Origin of the sequence: Streptomyces sp. NPDC002742 (assembly GCF_042888885.1) — a bacterium.
Classification (GTDB): domain Bacteria; phylum Actinomycetota; class Actinomycetes; order Streptomycetales; family Streptomycetaceae; genus Streptomyces.
Genome location: NZ_JBIAQF010000011.1, coordinates 50,265 through 70,507, shown reverse-complemented (window position 1 = coordinate 70,507; position 20,243 = coordinate 50,265). Strand labels below are relative to the sequence as shown.

Annotated in this window: 20 protein-coding genes; 8 read left to right on the top strand and 12 right to left on the bottom strand. The window is 71.3% G+C overall.

Annotation, left to right across the window (positions count from 1 at the left end; translation table 11 throughout):
• Positions 1 to 38 precede the first annotated feature (38 nt).
• Positions 39 to 398, bottom strand: coding sequence for a metalloregulator ArsR/SmtB family transcription factor (locus ACFYW8_RS20970; RefSeq protein WP_365870624.1), 360 nt, complete (start codon positions 396 to 398; stop codon positions 39 to 41).
• Positions 399 to 459: 61 nt separating this feature from the next.
• Here ACFYW8_RS20970 and ACFYW8_RS20965 point away from each other — a divergent pair, with 61 nt between their 5' ends.
• Positions 460 to 1,746, top strand: a complete 1,287-nt coding sequence (locus ACFYW8_RS20965; RefSeq protein WP_389077553.1) for a cation diffusion facilitator family transporter — start codon at positions 460 to 462, stop codon at positions 1,744 to 1,746.
• Positions 1,747 to 1,909: 163 nt separating this feature from the next.
• Here ACFYW8_RS20965 and ACFYW8_RS20960 read toward each other — a convergent pair whose 3' ends face one another.
• The gene (locus ACFYW8_RS20960; RefSeq protein WP_389077549.1) at positions 1,910 to 2,467 is read right to left on the bottom strand and encodes a YbaK/EbsC family protein; all 558 of its coding nucleotides are present in this window, start codon (positions 2,465 to 2,467) and stop codon (positions 1,910 to 1,912) included.
• A gap of 181 nt (positions 2,468 to 2,648) precedes the next feature.
• Positions 2,649 to 3,221, bottom strand: coding sequence for a helix-turn-helix domain-containing protein (locus ACFYW8_RS20955; RefSeq protein WP_389077543.1), 573 nt, complete (start codon positions 3,219 to 3,221; stop codon positions 2,649 to 2,651).
• Between the two features lie 93 nt (positions 3,222 to 3,314).
• Here ACFYW8_RS20955 and ACFYW8_RS20950 point away from each other — a divergent pair, with 93 nt between their 5' ends.
• Complete coding sequence (locus ACFYW8_RS20950) at positions 3,315 to 4,172, top strand: EamA family transporter (RefSeq protein ID WP_389077538.1); 858 nt, start codon at positions 3,315 to 3,317, stop codon at positions 4,170 to 4,172.
• 165 nt (positions 4,173 to 4,337) lie between these two features.
• On the opposite strand, the gene ACFYW8_RS20945 is transcribed toward ACFYW8_RS20950, so the two are convergent.
• Complete coding sequence (locus tag ACFYW8_RS20945) at positions 4,338 to 5,156, bottom strand: acyltransferase (protein ID WP_365870628.1); 819 nt, start codon at positions 5,154 to 5,156, stop codon at positions 4,338 to 4,340.
• Positions 5,157 to 5,296: 140 nt separating this feature from the next.
• Between ACFYW8_RS20945 and ACFYW8_RS20940 the strand changes: the two genes are divergently transcribed.
• Positions 5,297 to 5,827, top strand: coding sequence for a gamma carbonic anhydrase family protein (locus tag ACFYW8_RS20940; protein WP_389077533.1), 531 nt, complete (start codon positions 5,297 to 5,299; stop codon positions 5,825 to 5,827).
• A gap of 35 nt (positions 5,828 to 5,862) precedes the next feature.
• On the opposite strand, the gene ACFYW8_RS20935 is transcribed toward ACFYW8_RS20940, so the two are convergent.
• The 3 genes from ACFYW8_RS20935 to ACFYW8_RS20925 form a co-directional block, all read right to left on the bottom strand.
• On the bottom strand, positions 5,863 to 6,513 hold the full coding sequence (locus ACFYW8_RS20935) for a DedA family protein (RefSeq protein WP_389077530.1): 651 nt from the start codon (positions 6,511 to 6,513) through the stop codon (positions 5,863 to 5,865).
• A gap of 134 nt (positions 6,514 to 6,647) precedes the next feature.
• Positions 6,648 to 7,697 (bottom strand): NAD-dependent epimerase/dehydratase family protein, encoded by a 1,050-nt coding sequence (locus ACFYW8_RS20930; protein WP_389077526.1) that lies wholly within the window; start codon positions 7,695 to 7,697, stop codon positions 6,648 to 6,650.
• A 479-nt stretch (positions 7,698 to 8,176) separates the two neighbouring features.
• The gene (locus ACFYW8_RS20925; protein ID WP_389077522.1) at positions 8,177 to 10,039 is read right to left on the bottom strand and encodes a LamG-like jellyroll fold domain-containing protein; all 1,863 of its coding nucleotides are present in this window, start codon (positions 10,037 to 10,039) and stop codon (positions 8,177 to 8,179) included.
• 264 nt (positions 10,040 to 10,303) lie between these two features.
• On the opposite strand from ACFYW8_RS20925, the gene ACFYW8_RS20920 reads away from it, so the two are divergent.
• A complete protein-coding gene (locus ACFYW8_RS20920) occupies positions 10,304 to 10,708 on the top strand; it encodes a PaaI family thioesterase (RefSeq protein WP_389077517.1) in 405 nt (134 codons plus the stop codon).
• A gap of 110 nt (positions 10,709 to 10,818) precedes the next feature.
• On the opposite strand, the gene ACFYW8_RS20915 is transcribed toward ACFYW8_RS20920, so the two are convergent.
• Positions 10,819 to 11,271 (bottom strand): DUF4442 domain-containing protein, encoded by a 453-nt coding sequence (locus ACFYW8_RS20915; RefSeq protein WP_365870635.1) that lies wholly within the window; start codon positions 11,269 to 11,271, stop codon positions 10,819 to 10,821.
• 165 nt (positions 11,272 to 11,436) lie between these two features.
• Between ACFYW8_RS20915 and ACFYW8_RS20910 the strand changes: the two genes are divergently transcribed.
• Both ACFYW8_RS20910 and ACFYW8_RS20905 read left to right on the top strand, forming a co-directional pair.
• Positions 11,437 to 12,486 carry a hypothetical protein gene (locus ACFYW8_RS20910; RefSeq protein ID WP_389077510.1) on the top strand — a complete coding sequence of 350 codons (1,050 nt, stop codon included), beginning with the start codon at positions 11,437 to 11,439 and terminating at the stop codon, positions 12,484 to 12,486.
• A gap of 115 nt (positions 12,487 to 12,601) precedes the next feature.
• Complete coding sequence (locus ACFYW8_RS20905; RefSeq protein WP_389077506.1) at positions 12,602 to 13,642, top strand: hypothetical protein; 1,041 nt, start codon at positions 12,602 to 12,604, stop codon at positions 13,640 to 13,642.
• Between the two features lie 407 nt (positions 13,643 to 14,049).
• Here the strand turns inward: ACFYW8_RS20905 and ACFYW8_RS20900 are convergent, their stop codons facing one another.
• From ACFYW8_RS20900 to ACFYW8_RS20890, 3 genes are all read right to left on the bottom strand, one after another.
• The gene (locus ACFYW8_RS20900) at positions 14,050 to 14,895 is read right to left on the bottom strand and encodes a fused MFS/spermidine synthase (protein WP_365870638.1); all 846 of its coding nucleotides are present in this window, start codon (positions 14,893 to 14,895) and stop codon (positions 14,050 to 14,052) included.
• A 114-nt stretch (positions 14,896 to 15,009) separates the two neighbouring features.
• Positions 15,010 to 16,179: an elongation factor Tu gene (tuf, locus tag ACFYW8_RS20895; protein ID WP_389077500.1), complete on the bottom strand. Its 1,170-nt coding sequence runs from the start codon at positions 16,177 to 16,179 to the stop codon at positions 15,010 to 15,012.
• Between the two features lie 371 nt (positions 16,180 to 16,550).
• Positions 16,551 to 17,285 carry a DNA alkylation repair protein gene (locus ACFYW8_RS20890; RefSeq protein WP_389077496.1) on the bottom strand — a complete coding sequence of 245 codons (735 nt, stop codon included), beginning with the start codon at positions 17,283 to 17,285 and terminating at the stop codon, positions 16,551 to 16,553.
• 50 nt (positions 17,286 to 17,335) lie between these two features.
• Between ACFYW8_RS20890 and ACFYW8_RS20885 the strand changes: the two genes are divergently transcribed.
• Positions 17,336 to 18,154: a TVP38/TMEM64 family protein gene (locus ACFYW8_RS20885; protein ID WP_389077492.1), complete on the top strand. Its 819-nt coding sequence runs from the start codon at positions 17,336 to 17,338 to the stop codon at positions 18,152 to 18,154.
• A 203-nt stretch (positions 18,155 to 18,357) separates the two neighbouring features.
• Here ACFYW8_RS20885 and ACFYW8_RS20880 read toward each other — a convergent pair whose 3' ends face one another.
• Positions 18,358 to 19,533: a thiolase family protein gene (locus tag ACFYW8_RS20880; RefSeq protein WP_389077488.1), complete on the bottom strand. Its 1,176-nt coding sequence runs from the start codon at positions 19,531 to 19,533 to the stop codon at positions 18,358 to 18,360.
• A 150-nt stretch (positions 19,534 to 19,683) separates the two neighbouring features.
• Here ACFYW8_RS20880 and ACFYW8_RS20875 point away from each other — a divergent pair, with 150 nt between their 5' ends.
• Positions 19,684 to 20,145 carry a winged helix-turn-helix transcriptional regulator gene (locus ACFYW8_RS20875; RefSeq protein WP_389077483.1) on the top strand — a complete coding sequence of 154 codons (462 nt, stop codon included), beginning with the start codon at positions 19,684 to 19,686 and terminating at the stop codon, positions 20,143 to 20,145.
• The last annotated feature ends 98 nt before the right edge of the window (positions 20,146 to 20,243 follow it).

Here is a 20,243-nt window from a genome sequence, read left to right as displayed (position 1 = left end):
TCGGCACCGGCGCAGGACCGAGCCCCCCACGAGGTGTCTCAATCGTGCGCCGGACGGTCGGAGAGCCGGTGGTCGGCCAGGCTCAGCGCCTCGTCGACCACCCGGCGCAGATGCCCGTCCCCGAGCGAGTAGATCACCCGGCGGCCTTCCTTCCTCGTGTTCACGAGCCCGGCGAGACGGAGCCGGGCCAGGTGCTGACTGACTGCCGGACGAGCCGCCCCGCACTCCTCGGTCAGCGTCGTGACATCGGCCTCGCCGCCGGTCAGGGCGTGCAGCAGCGCGAGGCGGGTGCGATCACCGAGCAGGGCGAGGAGCTCGGCGGCGAGCGCGAACTGTTCCTCGCCGGGGGTGCGCGGGTGCGCATCGTGCGCAGGTGATAGGTGCATGCGTGCGCTCATACGCACATAATGGCGTCGTGGACACCCGCGCGTCCACTCCCGCGCACGGAAGGGGACGCACGTGAACGACCGGCACGACCACGACCACGACCGACGCCACGACGTGGACGGCAACAGCAACAGCAACAGCAACCATGGTTACGGGGACCCTGACCGGCGGGTCCACGGACACGAGTACCGGCACGGACACGAGCACGCCGACGGGCCCGGCCACGGTCACGAAGACGGCCGTGGAGAGGACCCTGGGCACGCGCACGGCCACGCCCACCTTCACGGCCACGCTCCCGCGCACACTCACGCCCACTCCCCCGGTCGACCCCATCCGCACCCCCGCACCCGACCTCGGGATCACGGTCATCCGCGCGGCCTCGGGAGCCGACTGCGCCATCTCCTCACCCCCCACTCCCACGAAACGGCCGACAAGCTCGACTCCGCTCTGGAATCGTCGGCCCGGGGCATGCGGGCGCTGTGGGTCTCCCTGGCCGTTCTCGGTACAACGGCCCTGACACAGGCGGCCGTTGTCGCACTGTCGGGGTCGGTCGCGCTGCTCGGCGACACCGTGCACAACACGGCCGACGCGCTGACGGCCCTGCCGCTCGGGGTCGCCTTCGTGCTGGGCCGCCGCGCGGCGACACGGCGCTTCACCTACGGCTACGGCCGGGCGGAGGACCTGGCGGGCATCGTGATCGTGCTGACGATCGCCGCGTCCGCCGCCTTCGCGGCCTGGGCGGCGGTCGGCCGGATGCTCGATCCGCAGCCTGTGCGGCACCTCCCCGTGGTCGCGGTCGCCGCGCTCATCGGCTTCGCCGGAAACGAGTGGGTCGCCCGGCACCGCATCCGGGTAGGGCGTGAGATCGGCTCCGCCGCGCTGGTCGCGGACGGACTCCACGCCCGTACCGACGGGTTCGCCTCACTCGCGGTACTGGTGGGCGCGGGCGGCGCGGCCCTCGGATGGCAACTAGCCGACCCACTGGTGGGGTTGGCGATCACCGCCGCGATCCTGCTGGTACTGCGCGATGCCGCCCGGGAGGTCTTCCGGCGCGTGATGGACTCCGTGGACCCGGAGTTGATGGACCGCGCCGAACGCGCGCTGCGGAAGGTCGTCGGGGTGCGCGACGTGGGCGAACTGCGGATGCGCTGGATCGGGCACCGGCTGCGCGCTGAAGTGGCGGTCGTGGTGGACGGCGAGGCGACCCTGCGCCGGGCCCACGACATCGCCGTGGAGGCCGAACACGCCCTGCTGCACGCCGTTCCGAAGCTGACCGCCGTCCTGGTCCACGCGGATCCGGCGCCGGCACCCGGCGAGGCGGATCCGCACCGAACGCTCGCCCATCACACCGCCGCGTGAACGGGCAGCGACCCCCGGCCGGAGCGCATCCGTGCCGGAGAAGGACCCAAAGGAGACGGGCCCACCTGACGTGGACCCATCGGACACGGGCCCACCTGACGTGGACCCATCGACGAGAGCAGATCCCGTCGGCCACGCACCGTTCACCACCAGGCGTACGTGATCACACGATGCCCAGCCCCTCCAGCACCACCGCGTTCGGCAGTTCCGCGAACGCCTTGCCCGGGACCAGGAGTTTGCCGCGTCGGCGGCCGCTGCCCACGAGGACGTACGGCAGCTCGACGACGGCCGAGTCGACCAACACCGGCCAGCCGTCGGGGAGTCCGACGGGCGTGATGCCGCCGTACTCCATGCCGGTCTCGCCGGTCGCGGTGTCCATCGGAGCGAACGATGCCTTCCGGGCGCCCAGTTGACGTCGTACGGCACCGTTGACGTCGACGCGCGTGGTGGACAGGACGAGGCAGGCGGCGAGCGTGGTCCGGCCACCGCGCTTGGCCGCGACCACCACACAGTTGGCGGACCGGTCGAGCAGTTCCTTGCCGTAGTGCTCGACGAAGGTGGCGGTGTCGGCCCACTCGGGGTTCGTGTCGACGTAGACGATCTGCTCGGCGGGGGTGCCACCGCGCCAGACGCGCACGGCGTCGGCGACGGGACGGGTGAGTTCGTCCAGGCAGTCGGGGGCGGGGACGGCGTGGTCGAAGTGTCCGATGGGTGCGTGCATGACGGCACGCTAACAGCCACGCGGACCCACCCGACGGGAGCCGTCGACGCACGGACGAGCCGACCAGCCGAAGGCCGTCGGCACACGATTCGCAACCGGCCCGCCAGGGACTCCGGCGCACACATCGAGACCGGCCCACCGGGAACCCCGGTTCACGGATCGAGTCCGGCCATCAGGGATTTCAGTGGACGAGCGGAACCGACACGGCCATGACCATCTCGACCGGCACCTCGCCCTTGTTGGCGTACGTGTGCGGGGTGTTGGCCTCGAACGACACGCTCGCCCCCTCGGGGACGAGATGCTCGACGCCGTCGACGGTGAGGGTCATGTCGCCCGCGATGACGTGCACGAGTTCGACGGTGCCGGTCGGGTGCGGGTCGGAGGGGCTGCCTTCGCCGGGCATGAGCCGCCAGTCCCACATCTCCAGTGGGCCGGGCGCCTCGGTACCGGCCAACAGCCGGTTGTAGCTGCCCGCTTCGGTGTGCCACAGCCGTACGGCCTGGTCGGCGGGAACGATCCGGACCTTGGGCCCCTGCTCGTAGTCGAGGAGGCTGGTGACGCTGACGCCGAGCGCGTCGCCGATCTTGACGACGGTACCCAGGCTGGGATTGGTCCTGGCCTGCTCGATCTGGATGAGCATGCCGCGGCTGACTCCGGCGCGAGCGGCGAGCGCCTCCAGGGTGAAGCCGCGCTCGGTGCGCCAGCGCTTCACATTGCGCGCCAGGGATTGAGTCAGCAGGTCGAGATCCGACACATTCCGTCCAATATTTTGAATGGCAGAGTTCAATCAGGTGAACTATCCTGTGGTGCACCTGATCGTCCACCGAACTGTACTGCGAGGCACCCCGTGACAGCACTCTTCGCCCTGGCCACCAGCCTCCTGTGGGGCCTGGCCGACTTCGGCGGAGGTCTGCTGACCCGGCGGACGCCCGCCCTCACGGTGGTCGTCGCCTCCCAGTCGATCGCTGCGGTGGTCCTCGGCGCGATCGTGCTGGCCACCGGCGGCTGGAGCGCGGCGGGCCCGCAGCTGTGGTTCGCGGTCGCCGCGGGACTGGTGGGCCCGGTCGCGCTGCTCTCCTTCTACAAGGCGCTCGCCCTCGGACCGATGGGCGTGGTCTCCCCGCTCGGATCGCTGGCCGTGGCCGTCCCCATCGGCGTCGGCCTGTTCCTCGGGGAGCGTCCAGGGCTGCTGCAGATCGCGGGCATCGCGGTCGCCGTGGCGGGTGTCGTCCTCGCGGGCGGACCCCAGCTGCGGGGCGCGGCCGTACAGCGGCGGGCGATCCTCCTGACGCTGATCGCGGCCGCCGGGTTCGGCACGGTGTTCGCCCTGATCGCGGAGGCGTCGTCGTCCGTCACCGGACTCTTCCTTGCGCTGTTCGTGCAGCGCGTGACCAACGTCGTCACCGGTGGCGCGGCCCTGGCCGTGTCCGTCCGGCGCGGCTCGCCCGCCCTTCCCGAGGGCGGCTTCCCCTGGGCCTTCCTGCCCGCGTTGGCCTTCGTCGGTCTCGCCGACGTCGCGGCCAACGGTACGTATTCGGTCGCCGCCCAGCACGGTCCGGTCACCGTCGCCGCCGTTCTCGCCTCGCTCTATCCCGTGGTCACGGCCCTGGCCGCGCGCGGTGTCCTCAGGGAGCGGCTGCGCGCCGTACAGGCCGCCGGAGCGGCGCTGGCGCTGGTCGGCACGGTCCTGCTGGCGACCGGCTGAACCGGCTCCGGCGGACGGACCCGGCCCGCACCGGGTCCCCGGACCGGCCACCCGGTCGAGGATCCGGCCGACCCCGCCCTGCCGACCGGCCCGCACCGCGCGACGAACCGTCCACCTCGCACGACGGACCGGCCCGCCCAGTCGGCGGAAGCGGTCTGGCCCGGTTCAGGACTCGGCGCGGATGTCCCCCGACGGCGCGTGTACGTCCTCGGCGGCGTCCCGTGCGTCGAGGTCCAGCTCCGCGAGCCGCGCGACCGTCTCCTCGTCCAATTCCGACAACGCCAGCAACTGCTCCGGGGTCACGCCGTCCGGAATCGGCACCGGCGGCGGTGTGCGCAGCGGCGGCTGCCATCCGTCCACGGGGTCCCAGCGCCGGACGACCCGCGCGGGGGCGCCGGCGACGACGGAGTGGTCCGGCACCGATCCACGTACCACCGCACCGGCGGCGACCACGACATTGCGTCCGATCCGCGCGCCCGGAAGGATCACCGCACCGGTGCCGATCCAGCAGCCGGGCCCGATCTCCACGGGCTCCATGCGCGGCCACTGCTTGCCGATGGGCTCGTGCGGATCGTCGTACGAGTGGTTCGTGGACGTCACATACACGTAGGGCCCGAAGTAGCAGTCGCTGCCGATCGTGACCGTCGTGTCGGCGATGACATGGCTGCCGCGGCCGAGGACGACACCGTCCCCGATGCGCAGGATCGGGTCGGCACCGAGGTCGAGATCCGGCATCAGGCCCGCCGTCAGCGTGACCTGCTCCGCGACGATGCAGTACGAGCCTAGGTGGATCCAGCGTTCACCGAAGACCGTGCCCAGCGGGAAGGCCAGCCTGGTGTTCTCCCCCATGGCACCGAAGCGGAACCGTCCCGGGTGCTCGGCCGAGACCGAACCCGCGCGCTGCACCCAGGCCCAGCCCGCGTGGACGGCGCGCTGCGCGAGGCGTCGCCGCCATGATGAGAACGTGTTCTTGCTCCTGGGCACCCGTTCACGGTACTCAGGGCGGCGATGCCGATGCGGCCGCACGGCTGTGATCTTCGCCCCACCGGCGGCGCGCGGCCTATGGCATACGGTGCCGGTGTACTCAGAGGGACCGGACCACGAGACGACGAGACGGTGACACGGTGACTACCCAGCAGGCGCTGATCAAGGGAATCGGCGGCAAGGACCCGCAGGTGGACCAGGAGGCGTTCGTGGCGCCCACCTCCGTGGTCATCGGAGACGTCACGCTGAACGCGGGCGCGAGTATCTGGTACGGCGCGGTGCTGCGCGCCGACGGCGGTCCCGTCGTCATCGGCGCCGACAGCAATGTGCAGGACAACTGCACGCTGCACGTGGACCCCGGTTTCCCCCTCACCATCGGGGAACGGGTCTCGATCGGCCACAACGCCGTGGTGCACGGCGCCACCGTCGAGGACGACTGTCTGATCGGCATGGGCGCCACGGTGCTCAACGGGGCCGTGATCGGGGCCGGCTCACTGGTGGCCGCGCAGGCGCTGGTGCCCCAGGGAATGCGGGTGCCGCCGGGCTCACTCGTCGCCGGTGTCCCCGCCAAGGTGAAGCGTCCGCTGACGGACGAGGAGCGCGAGGGCATCTCACTGAACGGCGTCTTCTACGTGGAGCTGGCGAAGGCGCACCGCGAGATCCACGAGTAGCCGCTCGGCCCGGAGCGTCGGAGGCGGGGCAGGAGCTATTCGGCGGCGGGGACGGGCTCCGGCTCCGCCGCGGCGTGCGCCGTCGCCGTCTTCTTCGCCTTGCGGCGGACGATCAGCATCGAGGCGACACCGATGAGCACCGCGGCGACCAGGCCGAGCCAGGAGAAGCGCTTCAGCCAGGACTCGGCGACGACACCGACGTAGTAGATGACGGCGGTGGTGCCGCCGGCCCAGATGACGCCGCCGAGGACGTTGGCGATCAGGAACTTCCAGTACGGCATCCGCAGAACACCGGCGAGCGGGCCCGCGAAGATCCGCAGCAGGGCGATGAAGCGGCCGAAGAAGACGGCCCACATGCCCCACTTCTGGAAGGAACGCTCGGCGGTGGCGACATGGGCTTCGCCGAAGTGCCGGGGGAATTTCGCGCCGAGCCAGGCGAGCAGTGGGCGTCCGCCCTTGCGGCCGATGGCGTAACCGATGGAGTCGCCGACGATCGCCCCGAGGCTGGCACACACGCCGAGGACGACCGGGTTGATGCCGCCGTGCTGCGAGGACAGCAGCGCCGCCGAGACCAGGACGATCTCTCCGGGCAGCGGGATGCCCAGGCTCTCCAGGCCGATGACCAGCGCCACGAGCGCGTAGATACTGACCGCGGGCACCGTCTCGAGCCAGTCCTGGACGTGCAACGCCGCATCCTCCCGTTTCGGTGTACGTGACCGGGCGACCGCGTCTCGCGTGATCATCCGGGATGCGTTTCCCCGGGGCGCCCGCCGGGAAGCCTACCCGCTCGCCCTGAACGACGGCCCGGACGTGCGGCTTGTCACGTCGGGTTCCGCCAGCTCTCGTAGTGGTCGAGGAGGGTCTCCTCGACCGGGCGGTACGTGATCCCCAGTTCCCGCACGCTCCGGCTGTTGTCCACGCGAAACCGGATACCGAGGTGTTTGCGGATGTAGTCCTGGGTGAGTCCGAACGCAGGACCGAGGATGCGGACCGGCCAGTGCGGGAGCGCGGTGCGAGGCAGCCGGAGGGCGCGGGGATACCGGCCTCGGATGACGCGCGCCATCTCGTGGAAGGACGTCATCGTCTCGGCCGCGACGATGTAGCGGCCCTTGGCGCCGCTGTGCTCCGCCGCCGCGATGTGCGCGTCGGCGACCTCGCGGACGTCCGCCGTGGTGAAGCTGAAATCGGGGGCGCCGTAGAAGAAGTAGCCCTTGAAGAGTTCCTCCAGCAGGAACAGGCTGCCGGATTCCGACGCGGGGGTGAGGGACGGGCCGAGGACCAGGCCGGGGTTGACGGAGACCAGACGCCAGCGGTCCTGAGCCGCCTCCGCCTCCCACGCCACGCGTTCCGCGAGGGTCTTCGCGTAGTGGTACGGGTTGTTGTCGACCGTGCTGGTGGTGTTGAAGTACTTCTCCGACAGGACGCCGCCGTCCATGCTCCGGACGTCGATGTAGTCGCCGAAGATCGCGCCGACGGTGGAGGTGAGGACGAGCTTCTCGACCGTCGGCGTCCGTTCCACTCCCGCCAGCACGTTGCGCGTGCCGAGCAGGGCCGGGTCGACCATGTCCCGGCGGCCGTCCTTGATCCTCTCCGGCATCAGGAACGGCGACGCCACATGGAAGACCACTCCGCAGCCGCTCATCGCGGCGTCGAAGGACCCGTCGGCCAGCAGATCCGCCTCGAACAGCTCAAGCCTGCCGGGAAAGGCCTCCTGCATCTCCCGGAGCGGCCGCACCTTCGCCGCGTTCGCCCTTGCCCGTACGGTGGTGTGGACCCGGTAGCCCCGCTCCAGCAGCCGCCTCACCAGATGGCTTCCGACGAACCCGCTGCCACCGGTCACCAGAACGGCGCTCCGCCCGCGTACACCCACGCTCGTACTCCTCGTTCCCGGTCCCCGGCGCCTGACCGTGTCCTACAGGCGACGCGCGCGCACCACCCGTAGGTCAGGGTCGGGCATGAAGGGCCGCAAGGGAACAGGTATTCACTGCCTCGGCCGGGACGTGGTGAGGTCGGTGATGAGGTCTGGCACGGCCGAACCGTCGGCGGCCGAGTCGGGGTCCATGACGTCGGACCGCCGGACGCGACAGCGGGCAGCCGCTCGCGCGGCGGCCCGGCCTCGCCGGTGTCCCGCATGGTCGCGGCGACGGTGTGACCGGCCTGCTCGGCGAGGACGGGGGTCACCAGCGCTGACGTGCTCCAGTGCTGACCGGGCGCGAGTCCCCGGAAAATGCGAGGGGGCCCGTGCGCTCCTCCTTCCGACGGGCACTCCCCCGGGGGCCCGGCCGGCCCGGCCCGAACTGCCGGACCGTCCGGGCGCCTCGACGAGAGGCCGCGACCGGGGGCCGATGTCTAGGCGAAGGGCATGAGGAAGTCCCGTACGGGCAGGGCGTGGTCGACGATTCGGGTGTCGCCGATCCAGCCGCAGAAGCCCTGCCCGAAGCTCTCGTCGAACTGGGTGGCACCGATGACGAAGGGTTTGCCGAGCGTCGCGATCCCGGTGGACGGCTGCGTGGGATTGCGGGCGATCTTCGAGCCGTCGACGTACAGCATGGTGCGGCGGCCGTCGTTGACCACGGCGACATGGGTCCAGCGGCCCACGGGGAGGGCGTGGCTCCACGACGTCGGGTCGGCGTCCTGCCCCGCCGGATAGACGACGAACTGCAGGAATCGCTCCGGTGACAGGTTGAGGCTGCAGGTGGGCTCCAGCGGGGACCAGCCGGTCGTCTTGCCCGCGTCGCCGTTGCGGCCCTCCCAGCTCAGGATGCCCATCCAGGCGTGATCCCCCTCGAAGGGGTCGGGCAGTCTGATGAACGTCTCGATGGTGTAGCCGCGGGTGAACTTCGCGCTGTTCAGAGCGGCTTGGGCACTCGTTGTCAGGACGGCGCCGCGGTCCGGGCTCTTGCCGCCGTCGAAGTGGAGGCTGGCGTGGGCCGGTTGACCGGGGTGGTGGTCCGGCGACCAGGTGAGGACGGCCGGGCCGCTCGCGTGCAGCCGGCTCACGGTCAGGTCGTTCCCGTGGCCCGTGAGGTCCGGTACGACCGTGCCGTCCACGACGGGAGCGCCCGGCGCCGTCCCGGAGCCGTCGAAACGCCAGTACGCCACCGTGCCGCGCGGCATCACGGCGGAGGCGGGGCGCGGCTTCGGCGGGACGACGGGCGCGAAGCCCTCGAAGCGCTCGTCGAAGTCGACGCGAAGGCTGAACCGGTCGACGGGGCCGGTCAGTTCGATGGTCTCGGCCTCCAGCGGCGACCGCTTCCCGGGATCCCGGGCGAGGAACCACGGGGCGAACGTCTCGACGTCGATGACACCCCGGACCAGGTCGAAGGAATAGGTGCGGATCATCCCGGCGCCGCCGTAGTAGCGGTCCTGGTAGTTGGTGATGTGGACGTGGACATCGTTGTCGGCGTCGTTGGACAGGACCGTGCGCCCGGGCGGCCAGTAGTGGCCGCCCAGGGCGAGGAAGATCTGGTCGTTGCCCCGGATCAGGCCGTCCCACAGGCGCTTGCCGTTGTCCGAGAGCTGGGCCTTGCCGTCGTCGTCCGACCACGCGATGTCGTGCGTGGTGAGCACGGCGGGCAGCGTGGGGTGGGCGTCCAGGACGCCCTGCGCCCAGCGCAGCCCCTTGTCCGACACCCGCCAGTCGAGGGCGAGCACCAGCCACTCCCGGCCGCCCGCGCGCAGCACGTGGTAGCTGTTGTAGCCGTCGGGAGAGGCGCCGCGGAAGGTGGGCATGGAGGAGTAGCGCTCGGGGCCGAACGCGGCGAGGTAGGCCGTGTCCCCCCGCTGGTCGTCCGTCGAGGACGGGATGTCGTGGTTGCCGGCCAGGACGCTGTAGGGGACCTTGCCGTGGAGGGTGCGGAAGGTGTCGGCGGCGCGTCCGATCTCGTCCTCGGTGCCGTGTTCGGTGACATCGCCTAGGTGCGTCATGAAGGCGATGTTGGCCTCGGCCCGCTCCGCCACGAGGTAGCGGAACGTCTCGCGCAGCGGCGCCGGGTCCGCGCTGTCGGCGTCGAAGAGGTACTGCGTGTCGGGAAGGACGGCCAGCGCGAAGCGCGGGCTCTCGGTGTCGAACCGGCCTCCCCGACCGGTGGTCGCGGCCCGCGCCGGGGCCGCCTCGAACGCCACTGCCGCCGCGCCGGCCGCCGGTACGGCGACCGCGGCGCGCAGCAGAGCCCGTCTGTCCGGCCCGTTCTGCTGTCCTGCCGTGCCCATATGCCCTCCAGGTGAGCGAGATCGGGGTCGAGTGGCACGGTGCTGACCGGCCATGGCCGGGCAGTGGCAGTCAGCTGAACGACGCATTGTGTTCGTCGCACGATTGGCGCCCGGCGTGGTGGCCCGGGGCGCGCGGCCCCCGGTTCCGGGGCGAACGGCCGGGATCGCGTTCCCTCTCTCGCTGAAGGAACTCCCCTTGCACTCAAGGGAGTTGATAGAACGGATCATCGACTTCCGTCCCACCTCTCCCACAAGGAGCTTGCCGTGACCGTCACCGCCGAGGACATCTACGCCATGGCCCCCTACGCCAGGACGCTGGGCGTGCGCTTCACCGCCCTGTCGGCCCAGGGAGTGGACGCCGAGCTCGACTTCGTGCCCGAACTGTCCACCGTGGGCGGCGGGTTGCACGGTGGCGCGCTGATGGGCCTGGCCGACGTCGCCTCGGCGGTGTGTGCCGCGCTGAACGGCCCGGCGGGTGCCGTTCCCGCCACCACCACCTCCACCACGCATTTCCTGCGGCCGGTTCGCGAGGGTGCCGCGTACGCGAAGGCCCGCGTGCTGCGGGTCGGACGCGACACCGCGGTCGTGGAGTGCGACATCGAGGACGACCGTCAGCAGCTCTGCGCCCGGGTCACACAGACGGTGAGCATTCGGGTGCCGCGCGGCTGACCGGGGCCGGAGCGCCGGACCGGAGCCTTGGGCCGCGGACCCCGGCGCGACGGCCGAGGGCCCCGATCGGGTGGCACTCCCCGATCAGGGCCCTGTGCGCGAATCGGGCCTCAGCCGTTCGGACGGAGCGTCCAGACAACGGTCATCTCGCCGGTCACGGCCCCGTCGGCGCGCTGGATGGCGATGGCGACGGGGAACTCGGGGCGCTGACCGGCGTCGAGTTCGGCGACTACGTCGGCGGCGGGCCGCCCGAGCGTCGCGGTGGCCGTGACGGGGCCCATCGCGAGCTTCTTGTAGGCGATCTCGGCGCGGACCGCGAGCGGCACGGCGCGGGAGAGCTGGTCCCCGAAGGCGGCGAGAACGATCGCCCCGCTCGCCGACTCCCCCAGCGTGAACATGGCCCCGGCGTGCGGTCCGCCGACGTGGTTGTGGAAGTCGCCCTGGTCCGGGAGCGCCACGACGGCCTTCTCCGGAGTGGTCTCCACGAACTCGAGGTTCAGGGTCCGGGCCATCGGCACGGTCGCGGCGAGCATCTCGCCGATCGTCATCTGGTCTGCGCTCATACCTCGATGTTACCCATGGGTAGCAATTCTTGACCAGCCCCGGCGCGCCGCGCCGAAGTCGATCAGCGGTGTCGATCAGTGGCGCAGGCGAATCCGCACTCCGGTACAGGCCTGACGAGACGCGGTGACAGAAACGTTTCACAAGCGCCACTAACGTGACTGCCCATGTGGCCAGAACAGCAGCCGCCCGGGGGCGAGCAGAACCCGCAGGACCAGAACCCGTACCAGCAGCCGGGGTACCAGCAGCCGAACCCCTACCAGCAGCCCGGATACCAGCAGACCGGGCACCAGCAGCCGGGGTATCCGCAGCAGGTGCCGGGCGCGTACGGACCACAGCCGGGACAGCAGCAGTGGGGTGCGCCGGGCCTCGCGGGCACGCCCGAGCCGCCGCGCGGGGGCGGCAACCGGACGAAGGTGACCGCGATCGTGGCGGCCGGCGCCGTGGTCGTGGCCGCCGGGGTGACCGGCGCCCTCCTGCTCGGCGGGAGCAAGGACCAGAAGGCCGACGGGGGCGACAAGGGCAAGGCCGCGAATCCCACGACGAGCGCCCCCCAGGAACCGAGCGCGTCGCCCTCCGACGGCGACCCGCGCGGCGGTGCGGAGGAGCAGCCGACGGTCGCCGGCTGGAAGGTCGTCGTCAATCCCAAGTGGGGCACGGCTTTCGACGTCCCCGCGGACTGGGAGGTGGCCTCGCCGGGCACCTCGGTCGGATTCGAGAAGGACAACGCGAAAGCCGGCGACAAGCCGCTGATCGTGATGTCGGCGCCCGCGTACTTCAAGTCCAAGTGGTGCTCGTCCGACGACGACAGGGACGGCCGTACGGAGGACACCGCCCTCGGTGCCGCGGGCACCAAGGGCGCGAGCGGAGCGAAGAACACCGACGAGGTCGCCGTGAACCAGGTCCCCTGGTGGGTGTTCGGGGGCTACACCCAGCCGGACAAGAAGAGCCTCACCTTCGACGAGAAGGCCAAGCCGTACACCACCGAATCGGGCGTCACGGGCAGCATCGCCTGGGCCAGGTCCAAGAACACTCCCCAGAAGGGGAAGTGCGCCAGCGACGGCAAGGCCATCACGTTCGGATTCAAGAACTCCGCGGGCGACTACGTGGCGTGGAACCTCTACGGTGCGACCGGCGTGAAGGACGAGATCCCCGACGCGACCATCCTCAAGATCCTCAGCACCGTACGTCTGCACGGTGACCCGACAGGGGCCTGAATCGGAATCAGAGGAAGTCCCGAGCCGGGATCAATGGGACAAGTGACCTGACCGCAGGACCGTTTCGGGGACCGCCGTGGTACTCGGGTCACCAGCCCCTCTATCGTTACCGGCCATGTGGCCAGGACAGCAGCCGCCCGGGGGCGAGCAGAACCCGCAGGACCAGAACCCGTACCAGCAGCCGGGGTACCAGCAGCCGAATCCGTACCAGCAGCCCGGTTACCAGCAGCCGGGGTATCCGCCGCCGCCGGGCCCGTACGGTCCGCAGCCGGGACAGCAGCCGTGGGGAGCTCCGTCGGACCCGCTCGGCGCGCCTCAGGCACCGGGTGGAGGTGGCGGTGGCGGCGACAAGACGAAGATCACCGCGATCGTCGCGGCCTTGGTGGTCGTGGTAGCCGCCGGAGTCACCGGATTCCTCGTCCTGGGCGGTGGCGGCAAGGACGACAAGGCCGGCGCCGACACGACCAAGTCCCCGAAGGCGTCGGCCGCTACGTCGCCGAGCGGGAGCGGGACCGACGACGACCCGCGCGGCGGCGACGGGGAGAAGCCGACGATCGCCGGCTGGAAGGTGGTGGTGAACCCCAAGTGGGGCACCGCCTTCGACGTCCCCCCGGACTGGGATGTCAAGACGCCCGACACCTTCATCGGTTTCGAGGACGACAAGAAGGGCGACGGGGCCGTGCTCATCGGCATGTCCGCGCCCGCGTTCCTCAAGGAGAAGTGGTGCACGTCCGACGACGACAAGGACGGTCACACGAGCGACTCGGCCCTGGCCGCCGCGGGCACCAAGGGCCAGAGCGGTGCCAAGAACACCGACGACGTGGCGCGCAATGATTCGGCGTGGTGGGTCTTCGGCGGCTACACCGACCAGAAGGACGCCTCGAAGAAGCTGCTGAAGATCGGCAAGCCCCAGGCGTACACCACGGCCTCGGGCGTCGAGGGCAGCCTCGCGACGACGTACTCCTCGGGCGTCGTCAAGAAGGGCAAGTGCGACTCCGACGGCAAGGCGGTCACGTTCGCCTTCAAGAACTCGGCGGGCGACTTCGTGTCCTGGACGCTCTACGGCGCCAAGGGCGTCTCGGAGGAGATCCCGAACGCGACCGTGCAGAAGATCCTCAGCACGGTACGGCTGCACGGCGACCCGACGGGTTCCTGAGGCCGGCGACCGAAGCGCGGAGTCTCGACCTCGGCGTCTCCCGGGGCCCCGAGCCGGCGAGCCGCGCGTCGGCGATGCCTTGACGGCGTCGGAGGGCGAGGGCGCCTCGGTGGCGCGGCCCTCGGCGACGCACTGGTGGCCGCGATCGGGCCGGTCCGGCCACCGCGGCTCCGTCGGCCGGTTCGGCCGGTTCGGCCGGTTCGGCCGGTTCGGCCGGTTCGGCCGGTTCGGCCGGTTCGGCCGGTTCGGCCGACGGAGCTCAGCCGGCCAGTTCGGTCACCAGGGCGCGGACGCGCCGCTCGGCCGGCGGGGCGGACGGAGGCCAAGTCCGCGACGGGCTGCGGCTGCCGGGACCGAGGAACCTGCCGAGGAACCCTCGCTACGGGTTCCGGCGCGCGGGGCACGCGTCAGCCGATGCCGAAGGATCCGCCGGGCGGCTCGGGTGAGGGAACCGCGTTCTCGTCGCGCACGGGAGCGGCCCGGCCGATGAAGTCCCGCAGCCCCGGGCCGTGTTCGACCCGTGCCGGAAAGGCGTCGGCGGCGGTCCGACGGGCCAGGGCGGCCGTGTCGAGCGGGCGGTGGGAGGCCACGAGCACCGCGTTGCCGAAGCGCCGGCCGCGCAGTACGCCGGGTTCGGCGATGAGGGCGATCTCCTCGAACACCGCGGAGAACGTCGCGAGTTGGGATCGGAGAAAGGCGAAGGGCGCCGCGTCCGCGAGGTTGGCGAGGTAGACGCCGTCGGGACGCAGCACACGCTCGGCGGCGCCGGCGTAGGCGGTGGACGTCAGGTGCGCCGGCACGCGCGAGCCACCGAAGACATCCGCGATCAGGATGTCCGAGGAGTCGGGCGCGGCGGCCTCGATCCAGGTTCGCGCGTCGGCGCAGTGCACCTCGATGCCGAGGCCGCCGGGCACCGGCAGGCACTCGCCGATCATGGCCAGCAGGCCCTGGTCCGCCTCCACCACGTCCTGCCGCGAACCGGGCCGGGTGGCCGCCACGTAGCGCGGCAGCGTGAGCGCCCCACCGCCGAGGTGCAGCACGTCCAGGGCGCGCCCCGGTTCGGTCACCGTGTCCAGCACATGCCCGAGGCGCCGTGTGTACTCGAACTCCAGATGCGTCGGCTCGTCCAGATCGACGTACGACTGGGGTGCGCCGTCCACGGTCAGCAGCCACGCCCGCTCGCGGTCCACGTCGGGCATCAGCTTGGCGGTCCCGTGATCCACGGCCCGCGTCACGGGTATCGGCTCGTCCACGGGTCCATTGTGCGGCACCGACAAACACCACGAACGGGTGCCCGCCATGTCATGGCGGGCACCCGCGGCGCCCTACCGGCCGGACGTCACCCGACCGACGTACCGGGCAGGACGTCACCCGACCGACGTCACCGTCCCGGCGCCGACCGTCCGTCCGCCCTCGCGGATCGCGAAGCCGAGGCCGGGCTCCAGCGGCACCTCGCGGCCGAGCTCGACCGTCATGGTGACGGTGTCGCCGGGCCGGGCGACGGCCCGCTCGCCGAGGTCGACGTCGCCGACCACGTCCGCGGTGCGGATGTAGAACTGTGGCCGGTACCCCGTGGAGACCGCTGTCGTACGGCCGCCCTCGCGCGTCGACAGGACGTACACCCGCGCCGTGAAACGGCTGCTGGGTGCGACACTGCCGGGCGCGGCGACGATGTGCCCGCGGCGGACCGCGTCGCGGGGCACACCGCGCAGCAGCAGCGCCACGTTGTCACCCGCCTGCGCCTCCTCCATGGGCTTGCCGAAGGTCTCCAGGCCGGTGACCACCGTGTCGACGGCCGCGCCGAGCACCTCGACGCGGTCGCCGACGTGGATCGTGCCGCGCTCCACGGCACCGGTGACGACCGTTCCGCGTCCGGTGATGGTGAGCACGTTCTCGACCGGCATCAGGAACGGCGCGTCGAAATAGCGCTCGGGCATGGGCACGTAGGTGTCCACCGCGTCGAGCAGCGCGTCGATGGCCGCCGTCCACCGGGGGTCCCCCTCGAGGGCCTTGAGGCCGGACACCCGTACGACGGGTACGGAGTCGCCGCCGTAGCCCTGCGCGGAGAGCAGCTCGCGCACCTCCAGCTCCACGAGCTCGGCGAGCTCCTCGTCGGCCCGGTCCGCCATGGTGAGCGCGACCACGATGTGGTCGACACCCACCTGCCGGGCGAGCAGCACGTGTTCGGCGGTCTGCGGCATGATCCCGTCCAGCGCGGACACGACGAGGATCGCCCCGTCGAGCTGGGCCGCGCCCGTGACCATGTTCTTGACGTAGTCGGCGTGACCCGGCATGTCCACGTGCGCGTAGTGCCGGGTGTCGGTCTCGTACTCGACGTGCGCGATGTTGATGGTGATGCCGCGGGCGGCCTCCTCCGGAGCGCGGTCGATCCGGTCGAACGGGACGAAGGTGCCGGATCCGCGCCCGGCGAGGACCTTGGTGATGGCGGCGGTCAGGGTGGTCTTGCCGTGGTCGACGTGACCCATGGTGCCGATGTTCAGGTGCGGTTTGGTGCGCACGTAAGCCGTCTTGGGCATGGCTGTACCTCGAAGCCTCTTCAGTGTCAGCGGAGCTGAGTGATGGTCCCGGCGCGTACGGGCCGGGACGGGGACCCCCAGGAGTTACCGACCCTCCCCCTGCGGGGTCCGCCGGACAATCCGGGAAGGGTCAGCTTCGGGCGCCGTCGACGGCTGCCGTGATGATCGGGACGGCAGCCTTCGGCGCGTCCGCGACTGCGGATGCTGCGAGGAGGAAGGCGTACCGGAACATGAGGAGATCATCGCCGACGCCTCCGGGCACGTCGAATGGTTTTCGGCGCCACGCGGGCCGCTGCGGTGCGGGTGATTCAGGTGGTGCGAACCGTGCGAGCGGTGCGCCGGGAGACTGCGGGTCCGAGGCGTCGGCGGTCTCAGGGGCCGATGTTCTTCAGCGCCTCGCGCACGGACAGCGGCGCGAGGTTCGCCCGCTCCGCGGCGACGAAGTCCCGTACCGCCCGCGGGTCCGTCTTGGCGTATTCGCGCAGACACCATCCGATGGCCTTGCGGATGAAGAAATCGGGATGGCCCGACTGCCGGACGCAGTACGCGAAGAGGCGTCCGGTGTCGGTGGCCTCCTTGTGGCGGAGCTGATGCAGCAGCGCCGTACGGGCGACCCACAGATCGTCGTCCTCGATCCAGGCGTCCATGTCGGTGCGCAGTCGCGGGTCGGCGGCCACCAGGCCTCCCACCACATGCGCGGCGAGCGCGTCGACGGTGTCCCACCAGGAGACGGTTGAGACCAGGTGCCGGGCCACCGGCAGGAAGCCCGACGACAGGCGCGTCACATGGCGGCGCAGGTAGTCGACGGCGAAGTACTGGTACTCGCGTTCCGGCAGTCGCCAGCAGCGCAGGGCGAGGGCCGTGCAGTCCGTCTCGTCGGGACGAGCGGCGTCCAGGAGCACCGTCCGGGACAGGGCACGGCGCTCGGGCGTCGACAGGCCGAGGAAGGGGGCGATGTCCTTCATGTACGCGCGCATCGAAGCGGCCCGGTGGGGGTCGGCGGCCGCCGGGTAGACGGTCGTGAGCCGTTCAAGGACGGTGTCCGCGAGGAGGCTGTCCGGTACCTCGAGGCGCGCACCTGACGTTCCGGAAGCTGTGACGCCCATGAGACGAACCATACGGCGATCACACGCGTACGTCGGCTAGTGTCACCGGAATGCTCGATGCCACCACCCGCTCTGGGGGCACCGCCACGGCCATTCCCCGGGCCGCCGCCACGGAGCTCACCGTCGCCACCGACCTGGTCGTCGCCTCGGAGACCGCCGTCGCCGCACCCGCGGTCCTGACCGCCGCGCGCTCCGACCTGGGCTCTCGCTGCCTGAGAGCACTGCTCTCGCCGTGGTCGCGGCTCTCCCTCCTGGTCGCGCTGCTCGCGGCGGCCGCGTCGAGCGTGCTCCTCTTCGATCCGCAGCGGCTGCTCGCCGACGGCTGGCCGCCCCAGCTCGGCGGCGCCGCGGCGGCCGTCTCGTTCGCCGTGGCGTACGGGCTGTGCACGGTCGCCTTCGTGCCCCGGCCCCTGCTCAATCTGGCGGCCGGCGCCCTGTTCGGCTCCCAACTGGGCCTCGGCACCGCGCTGGCGGGCACGGTGCTCGGCGCCGGTGTCGCCTTCGGGCTCGGCCGGATCCTCGGGCAGGACGCGCTGCGGTCGCTGCTGCGGGCCCGCTGGCTGAAGGCGGCGGACAGCCAGCTCAGCCGGCACGGCTTCCGCTCGATGATGGTTGCCCGGCTGTTCCCCGGCGTGCCGTTCTGGGCCGCCAACTACTGCGCGGCCGTCTCCCGCATGGGCTGGCTGCCCTTCCTGGTCGCGACGGCGCTCGGCTCGGTCCCGAACACCGCCGCGTACGCCGTCGCCGGCGCCCGTGCGTCCTCGCCGACCTCCCCGGCCTTCCTGATCGCGATGGCCTTGATCACGATCCCCGCCCTGGTCGGAACCGTGGTGGCCTGGCGCAAGCGCCACCACCTGCGCGGTCACTGAGGCACGGCGGCGCTACCCCTGTACAGCCGAGATCCTGCGGGCGCCCCGGATCCGGGGCTTCCAGGATCCGCGGTCGCTACGGACCCGAGGCGCCCAGAACCTGCGGTCCCTCCGGGCCCCGGCTTCCAGCATCCGCGGTCTACGGGCGCACGGCCTCCAGGATCCGCGGTCTACGGGCGCGCGGCCTCCGGAATCGGCGGCCGCTACGGGCGCACGGCCTCCAGGATCATCGCGTTGGCGAGCCCGCCCGCCTCGCACATCGTCTGAAGCGCGTAGCGGGCCCCGCGGGCGCGCAGCGCATGGACGAGGGTCGTGGTGAGGCGGGTGCCGCTCGCGCCGAGCGGATGGCCGATCGCGATGGCTCCGCCGTGCACGTTGACCTTGGACAGGTCGGCACCCGTCTCCTGCTGCCAGGCGAGGACCACGGCGGCGAAGGCCTCGTTCACCTCGAAGAGGTCGATGTCACCGAGCTCCAGACCTGCCTTGCGCAACACCTTCTCGGTGGCGGGGATGACGCCGGTGAGCATCAGCAGCGGGTCGGAGCCGGTGACGGCGAAGCTGTGCAGACGGGCCATGGGCCGCAGTCCGAGGCGCGCGGCGGTCTCGCTCGACGTGATGAGCACGGCGGAGGCACCGTCGTTGACCGGGCTCGCGTTCCCGGCCGTGACCGACCAGTCGATCTGCGGGAAGCGTTCGCCGAAGCCCGGGTCGTAGTACGCGGGCTTCAGCCCGGCCAGTATCTCGGGGGTGCTGCCGGGGCGGACGCTCTCGTCCCGGCCGACGCCCTCCAGGGGCGCGACCTCGGCGTCGAACAGACCGCTGCTCCACGCCTGGGCCGCCTTCCGGTGCGAGGAGACGGCGAAGGTGTCCATCCGCTCGCGGGTGATGCCCCACTTGGCGGCGATGAGCTCGGCGCTGATGCCCTGCGGTACCAGACCCTCGGGGTAGCGCTCGGCGACCCCGGGCCCGAAGGGATCGGCGCCCGCCGGCACGTTCGACCACATCGGCACCCGGCTCATCGATTCCACGCCGCAGGCGACGACCATGTCGTACGCCCCCGACATGACGCCCTGCGCGGCGAAGTGCACGGCCTGCTGCGACGAGCCGCACTGACGGTCCACGGTGGTGGCTGGGACCGTCTCCGGGAATCCCGCGGAGAGCACGGCGTACCGGGTGGTGTTCATGGCCTGCTCGCCGACCTGGTCGACGGTGCCGCCGATGACGTCGTCGATCAGTGCCGGGTCGATCCCGGAGCGCTCGACGAGTGTGCGGAGCGTGTGGGCGAGCAGTTCCACGGGGTGGACGTGGGCGAGGGAGCCGTTCGGCTTGCCCTTGCCCACGGGGGTGCGTACGGCTTCGACGATCACGGCGTCACGCATGGGATGCCTCTCAGGTCTCTGAGGTCGGGGAACCGGCGACCGGGCGGGTCCGGTCCTCGAACTCGGTAAGTTTGATTTTCCAACTCTCCAAGTGACCCAAGAGTAACCCAGCGAGTTGGAACAACCAACCCACCCTCGTAGACTGGCGCCATGAAGGACCCCCGCCCCTGCTCGATCGCCGCGACACTCGCCGTCGTGGGCGAGAAGTACTCCCTGCTGGTGCTGCGCGAGGTCTCGCTCGGAGCCACACGCTTCGACCAGCTCGTACGCAATACCGGCGCCCCTCGCGACGTGCTGACGACCCGGCTGAAGCGCCTCGTCGACACCGGGCTGCTGGAGAAGGCGGAGTACAGCGACCGTCCCAAGCGCTACGAGTACCGCCCGACCCGGGCGGGGCTCGAACTGGAACCGGTCCTGCTGACTCTCATGGCCTGGGGGGACCGGCACCTCCAGGAGGGCGGCTTCCGTCCCATGGTGCTGGAGCACACCTGCGGCCACGAACTGGTCCCACAGGTGGTCTGCCAGGAATGCGGAGAGCAGGTCGAGCACGACGCCCTCACGGCCCACCCCCAGGCTCCGGGCTGGACGGTGACGGGGCCTGCGGTGGCGTAGCCACTGACACAGACACGGGGAACGCCGGCAAGCACAGGCATTGCCCGCTGCCACGGTCACGGCCACTGGCACTGGCCACGCAGCGGTCAGCGGTCAGC